15 protein-coding genes are annotated in these 15,097 nt (G+C 64.6%); 6 read left to right on the forward strand and 9 right to left on the reverse strand.

From position 1 onward, the window contains the following. Nucleotides 1–163 precede the first annotated feature (163 nt). Nucleotides 164–721 carry a helix-turn-helix domain-containing protein gene (locus UB31_RS07025; protein ID WP_045007618.1) on the forward strand — a complete coding sequence of 186 codons (558 nt, stop codon included), beginning with the start codon at nt 164–166 and terminating at the stop codon, nt 719–721. A 118-nt stretch (nt 722–839) separates the two neighbouring features. Here the strand turns inward: UB31_RS07025 and UB31_RS07030 are convergent, their stop codons facing one another. Further along, nucleotides 840–2,834: a primary-amine oxidase gene (locus tag UB31_RS07030; protein WP_045010344.1), complete on the reverse strand. Its 1,995-nt coding sequence runs from the start codon at nt 2,832–2,834 to the stop codon at nt 840–842. Nucleotides 2,835–2,855: 21 nt separating this feature from the next. Next, the gene (locus UB31_RS07035; RefSeq protein ID WP_045010431.1) at nt 2,856–4,046 is read right to left on the reverse strand and encodes a serine hydrolase domain-containing protein; all 1,191 of its coding nucleotides are present in this window, start codon (nt 4,044–4,046) and stop codon (nt 2,856–2,858) included. A 173-nt stretch (nt 4,047–4,219) separates the two neighbouring features. Between UB31_RS07035 and UB31_RS07040 the strand changes: the two genes are divergently transcribed. After that, nucleotides 4,220–5,209: a helix-turn-helix domain-containing protein gene (locus tag UB31_RS07040; protein ID WP_050044726.1), complete on the forward strand. Its 990-nt coding sequence runs from the start codon at nt 4,220–4,222 to the stop codon at nt 5,207–5,209. A 6-nt stretch (nt 5,210–5,215) separates the two neighbouring features. Here the strand turns inward: UB31_RS07040 and UB31_RS07045 are convergent, their stop codons facing one another. The 4 genes from UB31_RS07045 to UB31_RS07060 all read right to left on the reverse strand — a co-directional run bounded on the left by UB31_RS07045 (nt 5,216) and on the right by UB31_RS07060 (nt 9,637). Further along, nucleotides 5,216–5,881, reverse strand: coding sequence for a methionine ABC transporter permease (locus tag UB31_RS07045; RefSeq protein ID WP_045010345.1), 666 nt, complete (start codon nt 5,879–5,881; stop codon nt 5,216–5,218). Further along, the gene (locus UB31_RS07050) at nt 5,871–6,989 is read right to left on the reverse strand and encodes a methionine ABC transporter ATP-binding protein (protein ID WP_045010346.1); all 1,119 of its coding nucleotides are present in this window, start codon (nt 6,987–6,989) and stop codon (nt 5,871–5,873) included. The genes UB31_RS07045 and UB31_RS07050 overlap by 11 nt, the downstream gene beginning before the upstream one ends. A 251-nt stretch (nt 6,990–7,240) precedes the next feature. Then, complete coding sequence (locus UB31_RS07055; RefSeq protein ID WP_045010347.1) at nt 7,241–8,716, reverse strand: DASS family sodium-coupled anion symporter; 1,476 nt, start codon at nt 8,714–8,716, stop codon at nt 7,241–7,243. Between the two features lie 114 nt (nt 8,717–8,830). Further along, a complete protein-coding gene (locus UB31_RS07060) occupies nt 8,831–9,637 on the reverse strand; it encodes an enoyl-CoA hydratase/isomerase family protein (RefSeq protein WP_045007314.1) in 807 nt (268 codons plus the stop codon). A 138-nt stretch (nt 9,638–9,775) separates the two neighbouring features. Between UB31_RS07060 and nthA the strand changes: the two genes are divergently transcribed. From nthA to UB31_RS07075, 3 genes are read left to right on the forward strand one after another with little or no spacing between them, the layout of a single operon-like run. Continuing rightward, entirely contained in the window at nt 9,776–10,408 is a 633-nt protein-coding gene (gene nthA / locus UB31_RS07065; RefSeq protein ID WP_045010348.1) for a nitrile hydratase subunit alpha, read from the forward strand. Further along, a complete protein-coding gene (gene nthB, locus UB31_RS07070) occupies nt 10,405–11,064 on the forward strand; it encodes a nitrile hydratase subunit beta (RefSeq protein WP_045010349.1) in 660 nt (219 codons plus the stop codon). Before nthA ends, nthB begins: the two co-directional genes overlap by 4 nt. Next, nucleotides 11,064–11,444, forward strand: coding sequence for a nitrile hydratase accessory protein (locus tag UB31_RS07075; protein WP_045010350.1), 381 nt, complete (start codon nt 11,064–11,066; stop codon nt 11,442–11,444). The genes nthB and UB31_RS07075 overlap by 1 nt, the downstream gene beginning before the upstream one ends. Nucleotides 11,445–11,575: 131 nt before the next feature. On the opposite strand, the gene queC is transcribed toward UB31_RS07075, so the two are convergent. Then, entirely contained in the window at nt 11,576–12,292 is a 717-nt protein-coding gene (queC, locus tag UB31_RS07080; protein ID WP_045010351.1) for a 7-cyano-7-deazaguanine synthase QueC, read from the reverse strand. A 125-nt stretch (nt 12,293–12,417) separates the two neighbouring features. On the opposite strand from queC, the gene mazG reads away from it, so the two are divergent. Next, a complete protein-coding gene (gene mazG / locus UB31_RS07085) occupies nt 12,418–13,272 on the forward strand; it encodes a nucleoside triphosphate pyrophosphohydrolase (protein WP_045010352.1) in 855 nt (284 codons plus the stop codon). Nucleotides 13,273–13,411: 139 nt separating this feature from the next. Here mazG and hflX read toward each other — a convergent pair whose 3' ends face one another. Next, nucleotides 13,412–14,794 carry a GTPase HflX gene (gene hflX, locus UB31_RS07090; protein ID WP_045010353.1) on the reverse strand — a complete coding sequence of 461 codons (1,383 nt, stop codon included), beginning with the start codon at nt 14,792–14,794 and terminating at the stop codon, nt 13,412–13,414. A gap of 11 nt (nt 14,795–14,805) precedes the next feature. Further along, on the reverse strand, nt 14,806–15,054 hold the full coding sequence (gene hfq, locus UB31_RS07095; protein WP_007591126.1) for an RNA chaperone Hfq: 249 nt from the start codon (nt 15,052–15,054) through the stop codon (nt 14,806–14,808). Nucleotides 15,055–15,097 lie beyond the last annotated feature (43 nt).

Below are 15,097 nucleotides of genomic sequence, written 5' to 3' on the forward strand. Positions count from 1 at the left end.
CCGCGAGGGGAGCGCGGAGAACGAATCCTTCACCATGCCCTCGGGGTTTGATTGAGCCCAGGGAACCCCGGAGGTAAAATCATCTGCGGGGTCTTCGTTGATCATGCGGAACGGCCGCAACGTTCTGTGCCAGCGGGTGCTGGACATCCAGGGTTCGACATCCATGAGCGAATTGCGCGCTGCGACCAGGCAATCCACGGCCAGGACCGGGATTATCGCGTTTGAGGGCGCCAGGGGCACCGTGAGCGTGCCGTGCACGATCAGCGACGTGTCCGGCACGGGAGCAAGACTGAAGCTCGACTGGTCACTGGCGTTTCCGACAGAGGCGACGCTGATCTTTGCCGACGGCTTACGAAAGGCCTGTCGTGTTGCATGGCAGAAGCGGCGGCTGCTCGGCATCGCGTTCGCGGATGGCGTTGCGAGCGCGGACGAACAGGTCCTGATGATGACCGAAGCAGAGCAGGCTCTGCACAGGCAGCATATTGGCGCGCAGGTGAGAGGCGCGCGGGAGGCGCGCGGCTATACCGGGATCGAGATTGCGAACCTGCTTGGCGTCTCGCCCGAGTTTGTGTCGCGTGCCGAAAGCGGTGAGACGAGCATCCCCCTCCACCAACTCACGCACATTGCGGATTTGTTGCTGGTCGACCTCAAAAAGCTCGTTGCTGGCCCGGCGTCGGTCGGACCGCCGCGCTTGAGCGACGTCGAACTGGTGGCTGAGTAAAGGTCGCCTTGCAGCCCATCCTTCGAGACGCCCGCCTCCGGCGGGCCCTCAGGATGAGTCACGTCTTGCGGCAAAATATCAGACCTCCCTAACGGGGAGAGGTGAACCTCATTCCGTTCTAGCTCTTGTGGCAGCACGCCCCTCCGCCGCCGGCGCCCTTCCCCTCGCCCGCGAGCACGCTGCGGCTGTTGCGGTCCGGCGGAATGTCGCCAGCCGCGTTCGCCGCGAAGAAGCCGGTCGGCTTCAGGACAAAGCCGGTATATTCGACCGGCATGATCGGGAAATCCTCGGGCTTGCAGACATGGGTGTGGCCGAAGGAGTGCCACAGCACGATGTCGGCATTCTCGATGTTGCGGTTTTGGGCTGCATAGCGCGGCAGGCCGTCGTCACCGGCATGGACGTTGGGATAGTCGCCGCTGGCGTACTTTTCGTCCTTATCGAACGCGGTCACCCAGACGTGCTTGGTGGCAAAGCCGCCGCGCTTGCGGACGTAACTCCCCTCCTGCGCCAGCATCAGCGGGCTCGGATTGACGACGAGCTTGTAGGCCGGCGCGTTGCCGACTGAGTTGGTCTGGTTGGGATTGCTGATCTTCCAGAACCGGCCGGTCTCGCCATTGGCGATCGCCGCCGCGTCGCGCTCGCGTGACAGCACACGCGTGGTGGTGTCGAACACGTTGCCATGCGGATTGTCGTGGCCCCAGGGCCGCGGCACGAAGTCGTGCTCGCTGACGGTGTTGCCACCGCCGTCGATATCCATGTGTAGGCGCACGTTGAAGAAGTGCTGGTGCGTCGGTCCACCCAGATTGTCGTCGACCATGCCGCCCCATTTGTACTTCTCGCCGGGTTGCACGGCCGCAGTCTGGATGATCCCGGTGAGCTTGGTCTCGAGCTGGATCGTGCCGTCCTGGTAGAGATACCAGTAGAAGCCGTAGTCGTAATTGCCGACGGTGGCGAAGAACGAGATGACGAGCCGGCGCGAGCGACGGACCTCGAACAGGCCGTTGCGGAATTCGTAGTGCTTCCAGGCAATTCCGTAGTCTTCTTCATGCATGCAGATGGCGTTCTGCATGACGAAGGGCTCGCCCTTGTTGTCGGCAGCGGGCACGTCGAAATAATGGATGTTGCCGAGGCAGTCGCAGCCAAGCTCGAGCGCGTTGGCGAGCATGCCGAGCCCGTATTCGCCGGCATCGAACGCCGACTTCCAGAAATGGTTGGCGGTCGGATCGGCGTAAGGCACCACCATCTCGGTGACGCTGGCGCGATGGATCAGCGCGCGCTTTCGCTCGCCGTCCTGGTAGGCGAGCTGATGCAGCACCAGGCCCTCGCGTGGCGTGAAGCCGATGCGAAAACTCCATTTTTGCCAGTCGACCTTCCAGCCATCGACGCGAAAGCTCGCGCCTTCGGGCTGCTCGATATGCAGCGGCTTGATGTCTGTGCGCGGGTTGGTGACTTCGTGGGCGCCGTAGTTCCGCTTCTTGCGCGGGATCGGGATTATCGGGTCCTCGTCGGTGAGGTCGATGACCCTCCCCCCGATGAGGTCGACGACCGCGACCACGCCCTCGATCGGATGGGCGTAGCCGTTGTCCTGGAGGTGCTCGCGGAAAAAGCTGACGGCGCGGACGATACGCGCGCCGCGCTCGAACTCCATGTCGAAGAAGCCCGAGGAGAACGGGTCGACCTGGACCAGCTCGATATCCTTGTCGGTCAGCCCGCGCCGCTGCATCGCCGCTCGCCATCCAGGGTCGGCCTTGACCACGGCCTCGCACTTGAAGAACTCTTCTAGCATCACCGGCGGCTGCCCATAGGGCGCCTCGCGGTTCGGAATGACCTTGCGCGCGACGATCTCGTTGCGGCCGAGATCGACGATATGCTCGATCGCCTCACCGGTGGTCACGTCGAGCGTCAGCAAAAACGCGCGGCGCGGCAGCCCTTCCCCACTGCCAAGCTCCTGCTTGGTCGGCTCTTCCAGCCGCACTGTGGGGAAGCGGCAATTTCCTGGCGAAGTCGCTGCAGCGCGCACCAGCGTGCAGGCCGCGGTGATCTCTTCAGCCGTCAGCGGATCGAGCGCATGTGGCGTAACGGTCTGTGATTTGGCTTTGACGGTATCGAGCATGATGATGTCCGAGGTTCAGCGCTAAGCGAGATGCGCGGTGATGGCGTGGAAGGCGGCGAGCCAGCGATGGTCGAGCGGCACGTCCATCGCCTTCGGCTGCGTCGCGAGCTTGACGATGACGGTGTCGGAGGCCGTGTCGATATAGAGCCACTGGCCGTGGATGCCGATCCCGGCGAGATCGTTGCGTGACGGATCCAGCGTGTACCATTTGCTGCGGTAGCGCGCGTCCGGGAAGAACTCGGCGAGGTCGCCGTCGGCCCAGGCCTTGGGATCGCCGTTCTCGTGGATGTCGTCGATCCACCAACCCGGCACCACCTGTCGTCCGCCAACGACGCCGCGGCAGCGGATCATCTCGCCGAAGCGCAACAGGTCGCGCGCGGTGACCGAAAGCCCGCCGGCGATGCGGCCCATGCCGTGGCTGTCGAGCGTCATGGAGCCGTCTTCCTCCGCACCCATCGGCTGCCACAGATATTCGGACAGGATGCGCGTATAGGGCATGCCGCAGGCGCGCTCGTAGACCCAGCCCAGCACCTCGGTGTTGGTCGAGACGTAGTGAAACACCTTGCCGTGCGGCTTGCCGGTGCCGCGCAGCGTGGTGAGATAGGCGCGCTGATGGCCGGCCTCGACACCAGGCGGCGGCACATCCCAGCCCGAGGAGAAGCGATAGCGCGCGACGTCGCCGGCGGGATCCTCGTAGTCCTCCTCGAACTTGATGGCGACCGCCATGTCGAGGACGTTGCGGACGGTGCAGTTGCCGTAGACCGAAGTCTCGAGCTCCGGCACGTAACGCACCACCCTCGCCTCCGGATCGACCAGCCCGCGCGCGGCCAGCACGCCGCCGAGCGTGCCTGCGACCGACTTGCTGATGGAGCAAATCAGATGCGGCGTCGTCACGCTCATGCCGTCGCCGTACCATTCGTGGATCAGCGTGCCCCGGTGCATGACGAGCAGCGCATCGCCAAAGGTCTCGCGCAGCGTCGCCTCGATCGTGGTTGGCTTGCCGTCGGGCGCGGTAAAGCCGAGCTTGGCCAGTTCACGCGGGGCACTCGTGATCGGCGTTGGATGGGATGAGCGGCGAACCTCCGCGGTCGGCAGCACTTCGCGGGTGTGGGTAAAGCCCCAGTGGATCGCGGGAAAGCTGCGCCAGTTGGCGCGGGTCACCTGGGCCTCGGGCGCGGCCGGGCTGCCGCGCATGATCTCGGTCGGTCGCATCTCGATCCTCCGCGAAGCAATCTCGACGCCGATGTCGAGAAGGAGGACACTGCATCTCGACGCCATCGGGCGTTATCGAAATCCCGCAATATTTTGCTGGACACCAGCCATGGCCATGCCAGTCTGGCAGGGTTCTTGCTGATCGTTCGGCCTAAGAATTCCGACGTGCTGTCATGGCCTTAAGCGCAACTCTTCCGATTCAAGACTCGGCTGCCAACCTGTTCCAGGCCAGCAGCAGCGATGTCGATGAGCACTGCGCCGGCCTCGGCCGCTGGCGGCTGAGCTACGACCAGATCAGCGCCGGCGCGTTCCAAGGCAGCTTTACCCAGCTTTCGCTACCCCGCGTCGAAGTGTTCCGTGAGATCACCAGCCAGCAGGTGCGCCAATATGGCCAGCTCGGCGCCGGCAGCTTTGGCATTGGCCTACCCTGGCACGGCGACGGCGAGATCAATTGCAACGGCGCGAGCGCCACCGGCGCCAACGTCATCGCCTGCATCGATGCCGAAGTCGACATGTGCACGCCGAAGGCGTTCGAGCTCCGCGGCGTCGTCACCAGCGCGGCGCTGATCGAGGAGCTGGCTTCACGTCTCGATATCGAATTGCCGCGCGCGGTCTGGCACCAGATGCGGGTGATCGAGATGGCGGAGGCGCCGGTCGCGCGGCTGCGCGCCCATCTTGCCGCCATCCAGGAGACCATCACCACCGCGCCCGAACGGTTCGGCAACCCGGCCGCGCGGCAGGCGTTGGAGGACGCCCTCCTCGTCGAAATCATGGACATGCTGCCAACAGCGCGGCCGAGTGATCCCGGTCGCAGCGCGACCGCGCGCAAGCGCACGGTCGATCGTGCCCGCGAACTTATGTATGGCAGCGGCGATCGCGCGCTCTCGCTGCTGGAAGTCTGCAAGGCGGTCGGCGCCAGCCCGCGCAAGCTCGGCTATTGCTTCCAGGAGGTGCTGGGCACGAGCCCGATGCATTACTGGCGCGCGATGCGCCTGAACCGCGTGCGGCGCGACCTCAAGCGCGCCGGTGCTGGCGAGACATCCGTCTATGACGTCGCCGTGCAGCACGGCTTTTGGCACTTCAGCCAGTTCTCTCTGGATTACAAACGGCACTTCTCGGAGCTGCCCTCGGAGACGCTGCGCCGCGCGAGGTTAGCTGCCTGACCTGTCTCAGCGATGCCGCAGCCGGCGGTTGACCCGGCGCGCCAGATAGTCGCCGGCGCTCTGGACGATCTGCACCAGCGCGATCAGCACCACGACGACGGCCAGCATCATCTCCGGCATGAAACGCTGATAGCCATAGCGGATGCCGAGATCGCCGAGGCCCCCGCCTCCGACCGCGCCCACCATGGCGGAGTAGCCGAGCAGGCTGACCACCGCGAGCGTCAGCGCTAGCAGCAGGCCGGGCAGCGCCTCCGGGATCAGCACCTTGAACACGATCTGGAGCGGCGATGCTCCGAACGAGGACGCGGTTTCGATCAGGCCGCCATCGACCTCGCGGATCGCGGCTTCCACGAGGCGCGCGATGAACGGCGTCGAGGCAATCGTCAGCGGAACGATTGCCGCGGTCGAACCGATCGAGGTGCCGGCCACCAGCCGCGTGAACGGGATGATGGCCACGACCAGGATGATGAAGGGTGTGGAACGCGTCGCATTGACGACGATGCCGAGCACGCGATTGACAGCGGGCGCCGCGAACAGCTCCCCCTTCCTGCTGGTTGCGAGAAAGACGCCGAGCGGCAGGCCGAGGGCGGTGCCGAGCAGCGCCGCGACCCCGACCATGTACAGGCTTTCGAAGGTGGCCTGGATGATCAGATTGATGAGTTCAGGCGACATAGCCGAGACGCTCCGCCGAGAATTGATATTGAGACAGCCATGCGAGGGTGCGCGTCGCCGCGCTTTCGCCACCGGGAATGCCGAGCACCAGCGAGCCGACATGCTGGCCGCCGATCTCGTCGATGCGCGCCGACAACAGCGAGACGTCGAGGCCGAGCTCGCGGGCAAGCCGCGCGATCAGCGTGTCGCCGGCCCCTGCCCCGCGCACCTGGACGCGGATCACGGCGCGGCTGCCCACAACCGGCTCCGGCACGATCCGGCTCGCCAGCGAGACCGGCAGACTGTCGCCGATCACCTCGGCCAGGAAGGACTGGGTGATCGGATGTTTTGGATGGGTGAAGATGTCGGCGACATGGCCGCTCTCGACGACATGGCCGGCATCGAGCACGACGACTTCCTTGGCGAGCTGGCGTACCACGGACATTTCGTGGGTGATCAGCACGATGGTCACCCCGAGCTCGCGATTGATGTTGGCAAGCAGATCGAGAATGGCGCGGGTCGTCTGCGGATCGAGCGCCGAGGTCGCCTCGTCCGACAGCAGCACGCTCGGCCGCGTCGCCAGCGCGCGGGCGATACCGACGCGCTGCTTCTGGCCGCCGGAGAGCTCTGACGGATAGCGGTCGTGCTTGTCGGCGATCCCGACAAGGTCGAGCAGTTCGGCGACGCGTGCCTTGATGGCGGCCTTGGACCAGCCGGCGATCTCGAGCGGCAGCGCGATATTGGCAGCCGCGGTGCGCGACGACAGCAGGTTGAAGTGCTGGAATATCATCCCGATCGAACGCTGCGCCAGCCGCAATTCGCGGCCTGCGAGCGCAGAGATATCGCTGTTGTCGACGACGACGCGGCCCGTGGTCGGCTTCTCCAGCCCGTTGATCAGCCGGACCAGGCTCGACTTGCCCGCACCGGAGCGGCCGATCACGCCGGTGATCGAGCCGCGCGCGATCGCGAAGTCGATCCCCTCGAGCGCATTGACGCCGGGCTTGCCGCGATAGGCCGGATAGGTTTTCGAGATGCCTTCGAAGCGGACCATCGCGTCCGGCTCAGCCGTGGCAGGGGCGTCTCGGGTCTCGATCGGTTCTCCGACCACCAGCGATGGGTGCGCGTTCATGGAAGCGGCTTTCATTCACGATCATTAGCTCGCCCGCCCGAAAAGCGCACGAGACCCGGGCCGCTATCCAAGCGACTGGAGGTGGAACAGCGGCAGGTCGCTCCGGTCAGGCGCGCTGCACTGCAGTACACCATCGCCCAATCCGGACTTTCCTGCAATTTCAGATATTTGCGGGGCGTAGGACGAAGTTTTCCCAATCCCGCCCCGGCGAAGAAGATTTATCTGCTGGGGGGATCAGCCTGCGGCCGAGCCTAGCGAACCATCTGCAACCACGGCATCACGATCACCAGCAGCCCGGCAAAATAGAGCAGCCCGAAGATCAGGCCAAAGCCCCAGAACTGCCCCTTCCCGATATAGCCGCTGCCGAAATACATCGGTGCCGGCCCGGTCGCGTAAGGCGAGATCACGCCCATCAGGCCCAGCGAATACATGCAGAGCATCGCGAGCGTCGTGACCGGCAGGTCAGGGATGCCCGAGCCGACCGCCAGCACCACCGGCAGCACGGCCGCCGCATGCGAGGTGATGCTCGAGAAGAAATAGTGGATCCAGAAGAACAGCGCGACCAAGAGGATCATCGCGGTCGATGGCGACAGCCCGACGAGCGGCTTTGCGAATTCGTTCGCAAACCATTTGATGAAGCCGATGTCGTTGAGGCCTGAGGCCAGCGTGAGTAGCGAGGTGAAATAGAAGAATACCTCCCAGGCGCTCTTCTCGCTCACGATGTCGACGAACTCGATCACGCCCGTGACCAGCATCAGCGAGATCACGATGAACACGACGGTGGTCGCATTGACGAAGTTCGAGCCGAGCAAAGGCACGTGGATGTCCGGGCTTGAGCCCGCAATCCACAGGAACATTGCGAGGATGATGAGCGCCAGCATGATCCACTCGTTGCGCGACATCGGGCCCATCTCCGCGAGCTCTTTTGCCGCCCATTCCGGGATTTCGGGGCTGTGCTTCACCTCCGGCCGGCAGATTGCGTAGCTCAGCAACGGAACGAGGATCATCAGCAGGAGGCCGAGCGGCGCAAAGCCGATGAACCATTGGCCCCAGCTGACATCGACCCCGACCGTCTTCTTGGCAATCGCAAGTGCGGCCGCATTGGGCGCGAGCGCAGTGAAGAACAGCGAGCTGGTGATCGCGGTCGCCGCGAACGCGGTCCACATCACATAGGTGCCGATCTTGCCCGCGGTCGGGCCGGGCTCGGAGCCGTAGATGCGCGGGATGTTGCTGATGATGGGATAGACGATGCCGCCGCTGCGTGCGGTGTTCGATGGCGTCGCCGGCGCGAGCAGAAAGTCCGACATTGCGACCGCATAGCCGAGACCAAGGGTGTTGCTGCCGAGGCGTCGCACCAGCACCAGCGCGATGCGTCGGCCGAGCTGGCTCTTGCGATAGCCGATCGAGAATACGAAAGCGCCGACGATGAGCCAGACCGTGCTCTCGGCAAAGCCGGACAGCATCCAGCGCAGCGACTTGCTGGGATCGGGATCGATATAGCCACCGACGCCGGCGACCGTAAGCCCGATCAGGCCGACCGCGCCGACCGGCATTGATTCCAGAATGAGGCCGGTGATGACCGCGGCGAAAACTGCAAAATAGTGCCACTGGTTGACGTTGAGCCCTGATGGCACCGGCGACAAATAGATCGCCAGCCACACCACGAGCGGCGCGATCAGTTTCCAGCGAAACCCCTTCGCTTCGGGCGCCTGCGTGTTGGCGGTCATGAGCCCTCCCCCTCAGTTTTCATCGCATTTTGCCGGCCCGTTGGCCGAGCCGTTTTGTCCCTGCCGCGGCGTATAAGGACTGTCCGAGGCGCGATCAATGGCCTGGGGTGCGTTCTATCGTCCCCTGAACCGCGGCTTACGGCGGCCCAGGAACGCATCGACGCCCTCCTTGTGATCCTCGGAGAGGCTCGCCAGCGCGAACTGGTCGAGGTCCATGTGGCTTGTGAGATCATCCAGTGCATGCGCGAGCCGGTTGACGGTGAGCTTGGTCATGGCGACGGAGAGCGGCGGCTGCACGGCCACCTTCCGGGCGAGATCCATGGCGGCATCGAATGCCTTGCCGGGGTCGACGACCTGCTCCACCAGGCCCCATTCGTAGGCCTCGTCCGCGCTGATGCGCTCGTCGGCCAAAATCACCGCCTGCTTGGTGCGGGCAGGCCCGATCAGATGCAGCATGCGCGGGATGCTCTGCCAGCTCATGTTCATGCCGAGCCCGATCTCGGGCACGCGCAGATGCGCATCGCTGCCCATGATGCGAAAGTCGAGCGCGACCGCAAGCGCGACGCCGCCGCCGACGCAAAAGCCTTCAATGGCAGCGATCGTGACCTGCTCCATCTCCTGCCAGGCATGGGTCAGCCGCGGCCCCAGCTTGAGATGCCGCCGCAGCGTGCCAAGATCCATCTCCTTGCGCGAGCGGCCTTCGGCATCCTTCAGGTCGAAGCCCGCGCTGAACGCGCCCGCGTTGCCCGTCAGCACCACGACGGACGTCGTCGCGTCATCCTCAAAGCTGCGCGCTGCCGCAGTGAGCTGGCGCAGCACCTCCGGAGACAATGCGTTGATGCCGTCATGGCGGTCGAACCGCACCACCGCAATCCGCCCCTCGGGCCCGTGACCCTTCTCGATCTTGACGAACTCTTTCATCAGGCCTCTCCGAAGCTTATTTTTGCCGAAGCTGATTTTCGCTGATGTTAGCGCACAAACGGCGTCACGAATACGTGGCTGGATTGCGCTGCAACGAACCCTCGACAGGCAGGGAAAGATTCGCTTAATCTTTCGCCCATGAGCCATGATCACGACCATCACGACCACGACCACGATCATTCGGAATTGTCGGAGACCGAGCTGCGCGTGCGCGCGCTCGAGACGATCCTGACCGAAAAAGGCTATGTCGAGCCGGCCGCGCTCGACGCCATCATCCAGGCCTACGAGACCAAGATCGGTCCGCATAATGGCGCGCGCGTCGTCGCCAAGGCATGGACCGATCCAGCCTTCAAGGCGGCGCTGCTGGAGGATGGCTCGAAAGCCATCGGCACGCTCGGCCATGTCAGCCGCGTCGGCGACCATCTCGTCGTGGTCGAGAACACGCCGCAGCGGCACAACATGGTCGTGTGCACGCTGTGCTCGTGCTACCCCTGGGAAATGCTCGGGCTGCCGCCGGTCTGGTACAAGGCCTCGCCCTATCGCTCGCGCGCGGTGAAAGACCCGCGCGGCGTGCTCGCCGATTTCGACGTCACGCTGCCGAAGGACATGGAAATCCGGGTGTGGGATTCCACCGCCGAGACGCGCTTCCTCGTGCTGCCGATGCGACCCGAGGGCACCGAAGGCTGGAGCGAGGAACAGCTCGCCGAACTCGTCACGCGCGATTCCATGATTGGCACCGGCTTTGCGAAAACGCCTGGAGCGGCGTCATGAACGGCGTGCACGACATGGGCGGCATGGACGGGTTCGGCAAGGTCGAGCCCGAGCCGAACGAGCCGGTGTTCCACGCGGCGTGGGAAGGTCGCGTGCTGGCAATGGTGCGCGCGATGGGCGCTGCCGGCGCCTTCAACATCGACACCTCGCGCTTCTATCGCGAGACGCTGCCGCCGCATGTCTATCTCTCGAGCTCCTACTACAAGAAATGGTTTCTGGGGCTTGAGGAGATGCTGGTCGAGAAGGGCTATATCTCGCGGGAGGACGTCGCCGCCGGTCACGCGGTGCAGCCGGCCAAGGCGCTCAAGCCCGGCAAGCTGGAGCTTGCCGGGCTTGAGCGCAGCATGGTGCGCGGCAAGTTCGCCCGCCCTGCTCCGGCGCCGGCGAAATTCAAGATCGGCGATCGCGTACGCGCGAAGAACATTCATCCGAGCACGCACACAAGGCTGCCGCGCTATGTGCGCGGCCATGTCGGTGTCGTCGAGCTCAACCATGGCTGCCACGTGTTTCCGGATTCGGCGGCGATGGAGCTCGGCGAAAATCCGCAATGGCTCTACACGGTCGTGTTCGAAGGCCGCGATCTCTGGGGCGCCGACGGTGATCCGACCTTGAAAGTCTCGATCGATGCGTTCGAGCCGTATCTGGACCCCGCGTGATGAGCGCCACGCTTGCTGCTGCCGCAACGGCGGCTATTCCAAGCATTCCCCGCGACGATGACGGCCCGGTGTTCCGCGCGCCCTGGGAGGCACACGCGTTCGCGATGACGCTGACACTGCATGACCGCGGCGTGTTCACCTGGCCGGAATGGGCCGCGGCCTTGGCCTCCGAGATCAAGCGCGCGCAAGCCGCCGGCGATCCCGATACCGGCGAGACCTACTATCTGCACTGGCTCGCCACGCTGGAAGGGCTGGTCGCCCGTAAGGGCGTCGCGTCGACGGAGACGTTGCACCGCTATCGCGACGCCTGGGATCACGCCGCGGACCGCACGCCGCATGGCAAGCCGATCGAGTTGCGGCCTGAGGATTTTGCGCGGTAGTCGCTCCAAACACCGCTGTCATTCCCCGCGAAGGCGGGGAATCCAGTACGCCGCGGCGTCTCGGCTCAAACACAGTCTCTGGGATACTGGATCGCCCGCCTTCGCGGGCGATGACGACAGAGGTTGGAGTGCTATTTGCGTCCCGCCACATACTCCCGCCACCCCTTCGCCCGCAGGCTGCACGCAGGGCACTCCCCGCATCCATACCCCCAATCATGCTGCGCCCCGCGTTCGCCGAGATAGCAGGTGTGTGATTGCTCGCGAATGAGGTCGACCAGCCCATCGCCACCGAGGTCATGCGCGAGCTTCCACGTCGCGGCCTTGTCGATCCACATCAATGGCGTATGCAGCTCGAACGATCTCGCCATGCCGAGCGAGAGCGCGGCCTGCATGGCGCGGATGGTGTCGTCGCGGCAATCGGGATAACCGGAATAGTCGGTCTCGCACATGCCGCCGACGATGTGCGTAATCCCGCGCCGGTAGGCCAGCGCCGCGGCGAAGGTCAGAAACACCAGGTTGCGGCCAGGCACGAACGTGTTCGGCAAGCCGTCGGCGCCCATGGCGATGGCGACGTCGCGCGTCAGCGCCGTGTCCGATATCGACGCCAGAGTCGGGATCGACAGCGTGTGGCTCTCGCCGAGCCTGGAAGCCCAATCCGCGCGCAGGCCCTTGATGCCGTCGAACAGCCGGTCGCGACAGGCAAGCTCGACCGCGTGGCGCTGGCCGTAGTCGAACCCGAGTGTCTCCACGCGCGCGAAGCGGCTCAGTGCCCAGGCGAGGCAGGTGGTGGAATCCTGACCGCCGGAAAACAGCACCAGCGCGGTTTGTGATGAAAATGCGTCACTCATGGCCCGCGCTTTAGCACTGCGCGACCTGCGCGCCAATCGGTGGAAATCGGCCTGTTCCGCATGCCGGCGCTGGGAACGGCGGCCGGCTTTTGGCATAAGGTTTTGGACCCAGGAGACTGCCCGCGATGACCCCTTCCCGCGACATTTCCCGCCTGATCGAGATCATGGCGGCACTGCGCACGCCGAAGACCGGTTGCCCCTGGGACCTCGAGCAGAATTTTTCGACGATCGCGCCCTATACGATCGAGGAGGCCCATGAGGTGGTCGACGCCATCGACCGCGGCGATCTCGACGATTTGCGCGAGGAGCTCGGTGATCTCCTGTTGCAGGTCGTGTTCCACGCCCAGATGGCCGAGGAGCAGAACGCCTTTGCGTTTGGCGACGTCGTCGAGGCCATTACCCGCAAGATGATCCGGCGCCATCCGCACGTCTTCGCCGACAAGAACGGCAACCTCGCCTCCTCCCACGTCAAGGAAGTCTGGGACCGCATCAAGGCCGAGGAGAAAGCCGAGCGCGCCGCGCGCCGACCGCCGGAAGCAACGCCGTCGCACAAGTCCCTGCTCGCGGGCGTGAAGGCCGGCCAGCCGGCGCTGACCCGCGCCATGGAGCTTCAGCGCAAGGCGTCCACAGTCGGTTTCGACTGGAACGACCCGCGGGCGGTGCTGCAAAAGATCCGCGAGGAAGCCGACGAGATCGAAGCCGCGCTCGACCGCAACGACAAGCAGGAGGTTGCGGAAGAGATCGGCGACCTGATGTTCGCCCTGGTCAATCTCGCCCGCCATGTCGACGCCGATCCGGAAGCAGCGCTACGCGCGACCAACGTGAAATTCGAGCGCCGCTTTGCTTTCATCGAGCGCGCGCTGGAGGCGCAGGGGCGGACGCTGGAGCAGGCGTCGCTGGCGGAGATGGATGCGCTGTGGAATGCGGCGAAGGGGGATGAGAAGTCGGTGTCAAAAGAACGCAAGGAAGCTCACCGCTAACTCCATTGTCGTCCCGGCGAAGGCCGGGACCCATAACCACAGGGAGGAGTTTGGCGAAGACTCGTCGTTCTGTACTTCTACCAATCGCAATCGAAAGATCACGCGGTATGGGTCCCGGCCTTCGCCGGGACGACACCAACTACGCGGACAGACGCGGTACGGCGTCGAAGCGGTTGACCACGATATCGCGCTTGGTCTCATCCACCCGCACCGTCATGTCGAAGCGACCGTCGTGCAGCTCTTTCGCCAGCACCTCGGAATTGCGGTGCAGCCAGGAGATGCCGGCGCCGTCGGCGGCGTCGATGGAGAGATCGAGCGTGGTGCGCGTTGCAGCCAGGCGTTCCTCGATGGTGGCGAGCAGTGCGTCGATCCCCTCGCCTGACACGGCCGAGACCAGCATCGCCGGGTGATCCTCGGGCCTGCGCGCGGCGATGTTGAGCAGCTCCTCGCGCTGTTCGGCGTCGTAACGGTCGATCTTGTTCCAGACTTCGATGATGCGGCCAGAGTCATCAGGATTGATGCCGAGCTGGCGCAGCACCGCGTCGACGTCGCTCTGTTGCGCCTCAGCATCCTCGTGCGAGATGTCGCGCACATGCAGGATGACGTCCGCCTCGAGCACCTCTTCCAGCGTGGCGCGGAAGGCGGCGACGAGCTGCGTCGGCAGATTGGAGATGAAGCCGACGGTGTCCGACAGCATCGCCTTGCCGCCATGCGGCAGGGTGAGCGCGCGCAACGTCGGATCCAGCGTTGCAAACAGCATGTCGGCGGCCTGCACGTCGGCGCGCGTCAAGCGGTTGAACAGCGTCGATTTGCCGGCATTGGTGTAGCCGACCAGTGCCACGACGCGGTACGGCACGCGCTGGCGGCCGGCGCGGTGCAGACGGCGCGTCGCCTGCACCTTCTTCAGTTCGCCCTCGAGTTTGGAGATGCGCTCCTGAATCAGGCGACGGTCGGCTTCGATCTGCGTTTCGCCGGGACCGCCCATGAAACCAAAGCCGCCGCGCTGGCGTTCGAGATGGGTCCAGGAGCGGACAAGGCGCGAGCGTTGGTAGTTGAGATGGGCGAGTTCGACCTGGAGCGAGCCTTCTTTGGTCTTGGCGCGGCGGCCGAAGATTTCCAGGATCAGGCCGGTGCGGTCGAGCACCTTGGCGTGCAACTCCTTCTCGAGATTGCGCTGCTGGATCGGCGCCAGCGCGCAATCCATCACCACGAGTTCGACGTCGAGGCTCTTGGCCAGCGCGGCGATCTCCTCGACCTTGCCCTTGCCGATATAGGTCGCGGGGCGGATCTGGCTGATCGGTGTGATGATGGCGTCGGCAACAACGAGATCGATCGCGCGCGCGAGGCCGGCGGCTTCGTCGAGCCGGGCTTCGACGTCTCGCACGACATGACTCTCCGATTGCGCGTCGGCATCGCCTGCGCGCACCCGCAAATAGGGGCCGATGACAAGCACCCGCCCCGTTTGCTTAGCCCCTGCCGGCCGCGGACGGTCGGCATCCCCGTCGAAATTCCGGGGTTCCAATCAGATCACTCTCAAGCCGGCTGATCCTCACCGCCTTCGAACAGCTGGATCGGAGCGCCCGGCATGATGGTTGAGATCGCGTGCTTGTAGACAAGCTGCGAGTGACCGTCGCGCCGAAGCAGCAAGCAGAAATTGTCGAACCAGGTCACGATGCCCTGGAGCTTCACTCCGTTGACCAGAAAGATCGTCAGTGGCGTCTTGGTTTTGCGAACGTGATTAAGGAAGGTGTCCTGTAGGTTTTGTGCGCGGTCTGCCGCCATTGTTTTTTTCTCGCTTTGAGTTTCTTTTTATTGCACCGGTTGC

Origin of the sequence: Bradyrhizobium sp. LTSP849, assembly GCF_000938255.1 — a bacterium.
Lineage (GTDB): Bacteria > Pseudomonadota > Alphaproteobacteria > Rhizobiales > Xanthobacteraceae > Bradyrhizobium.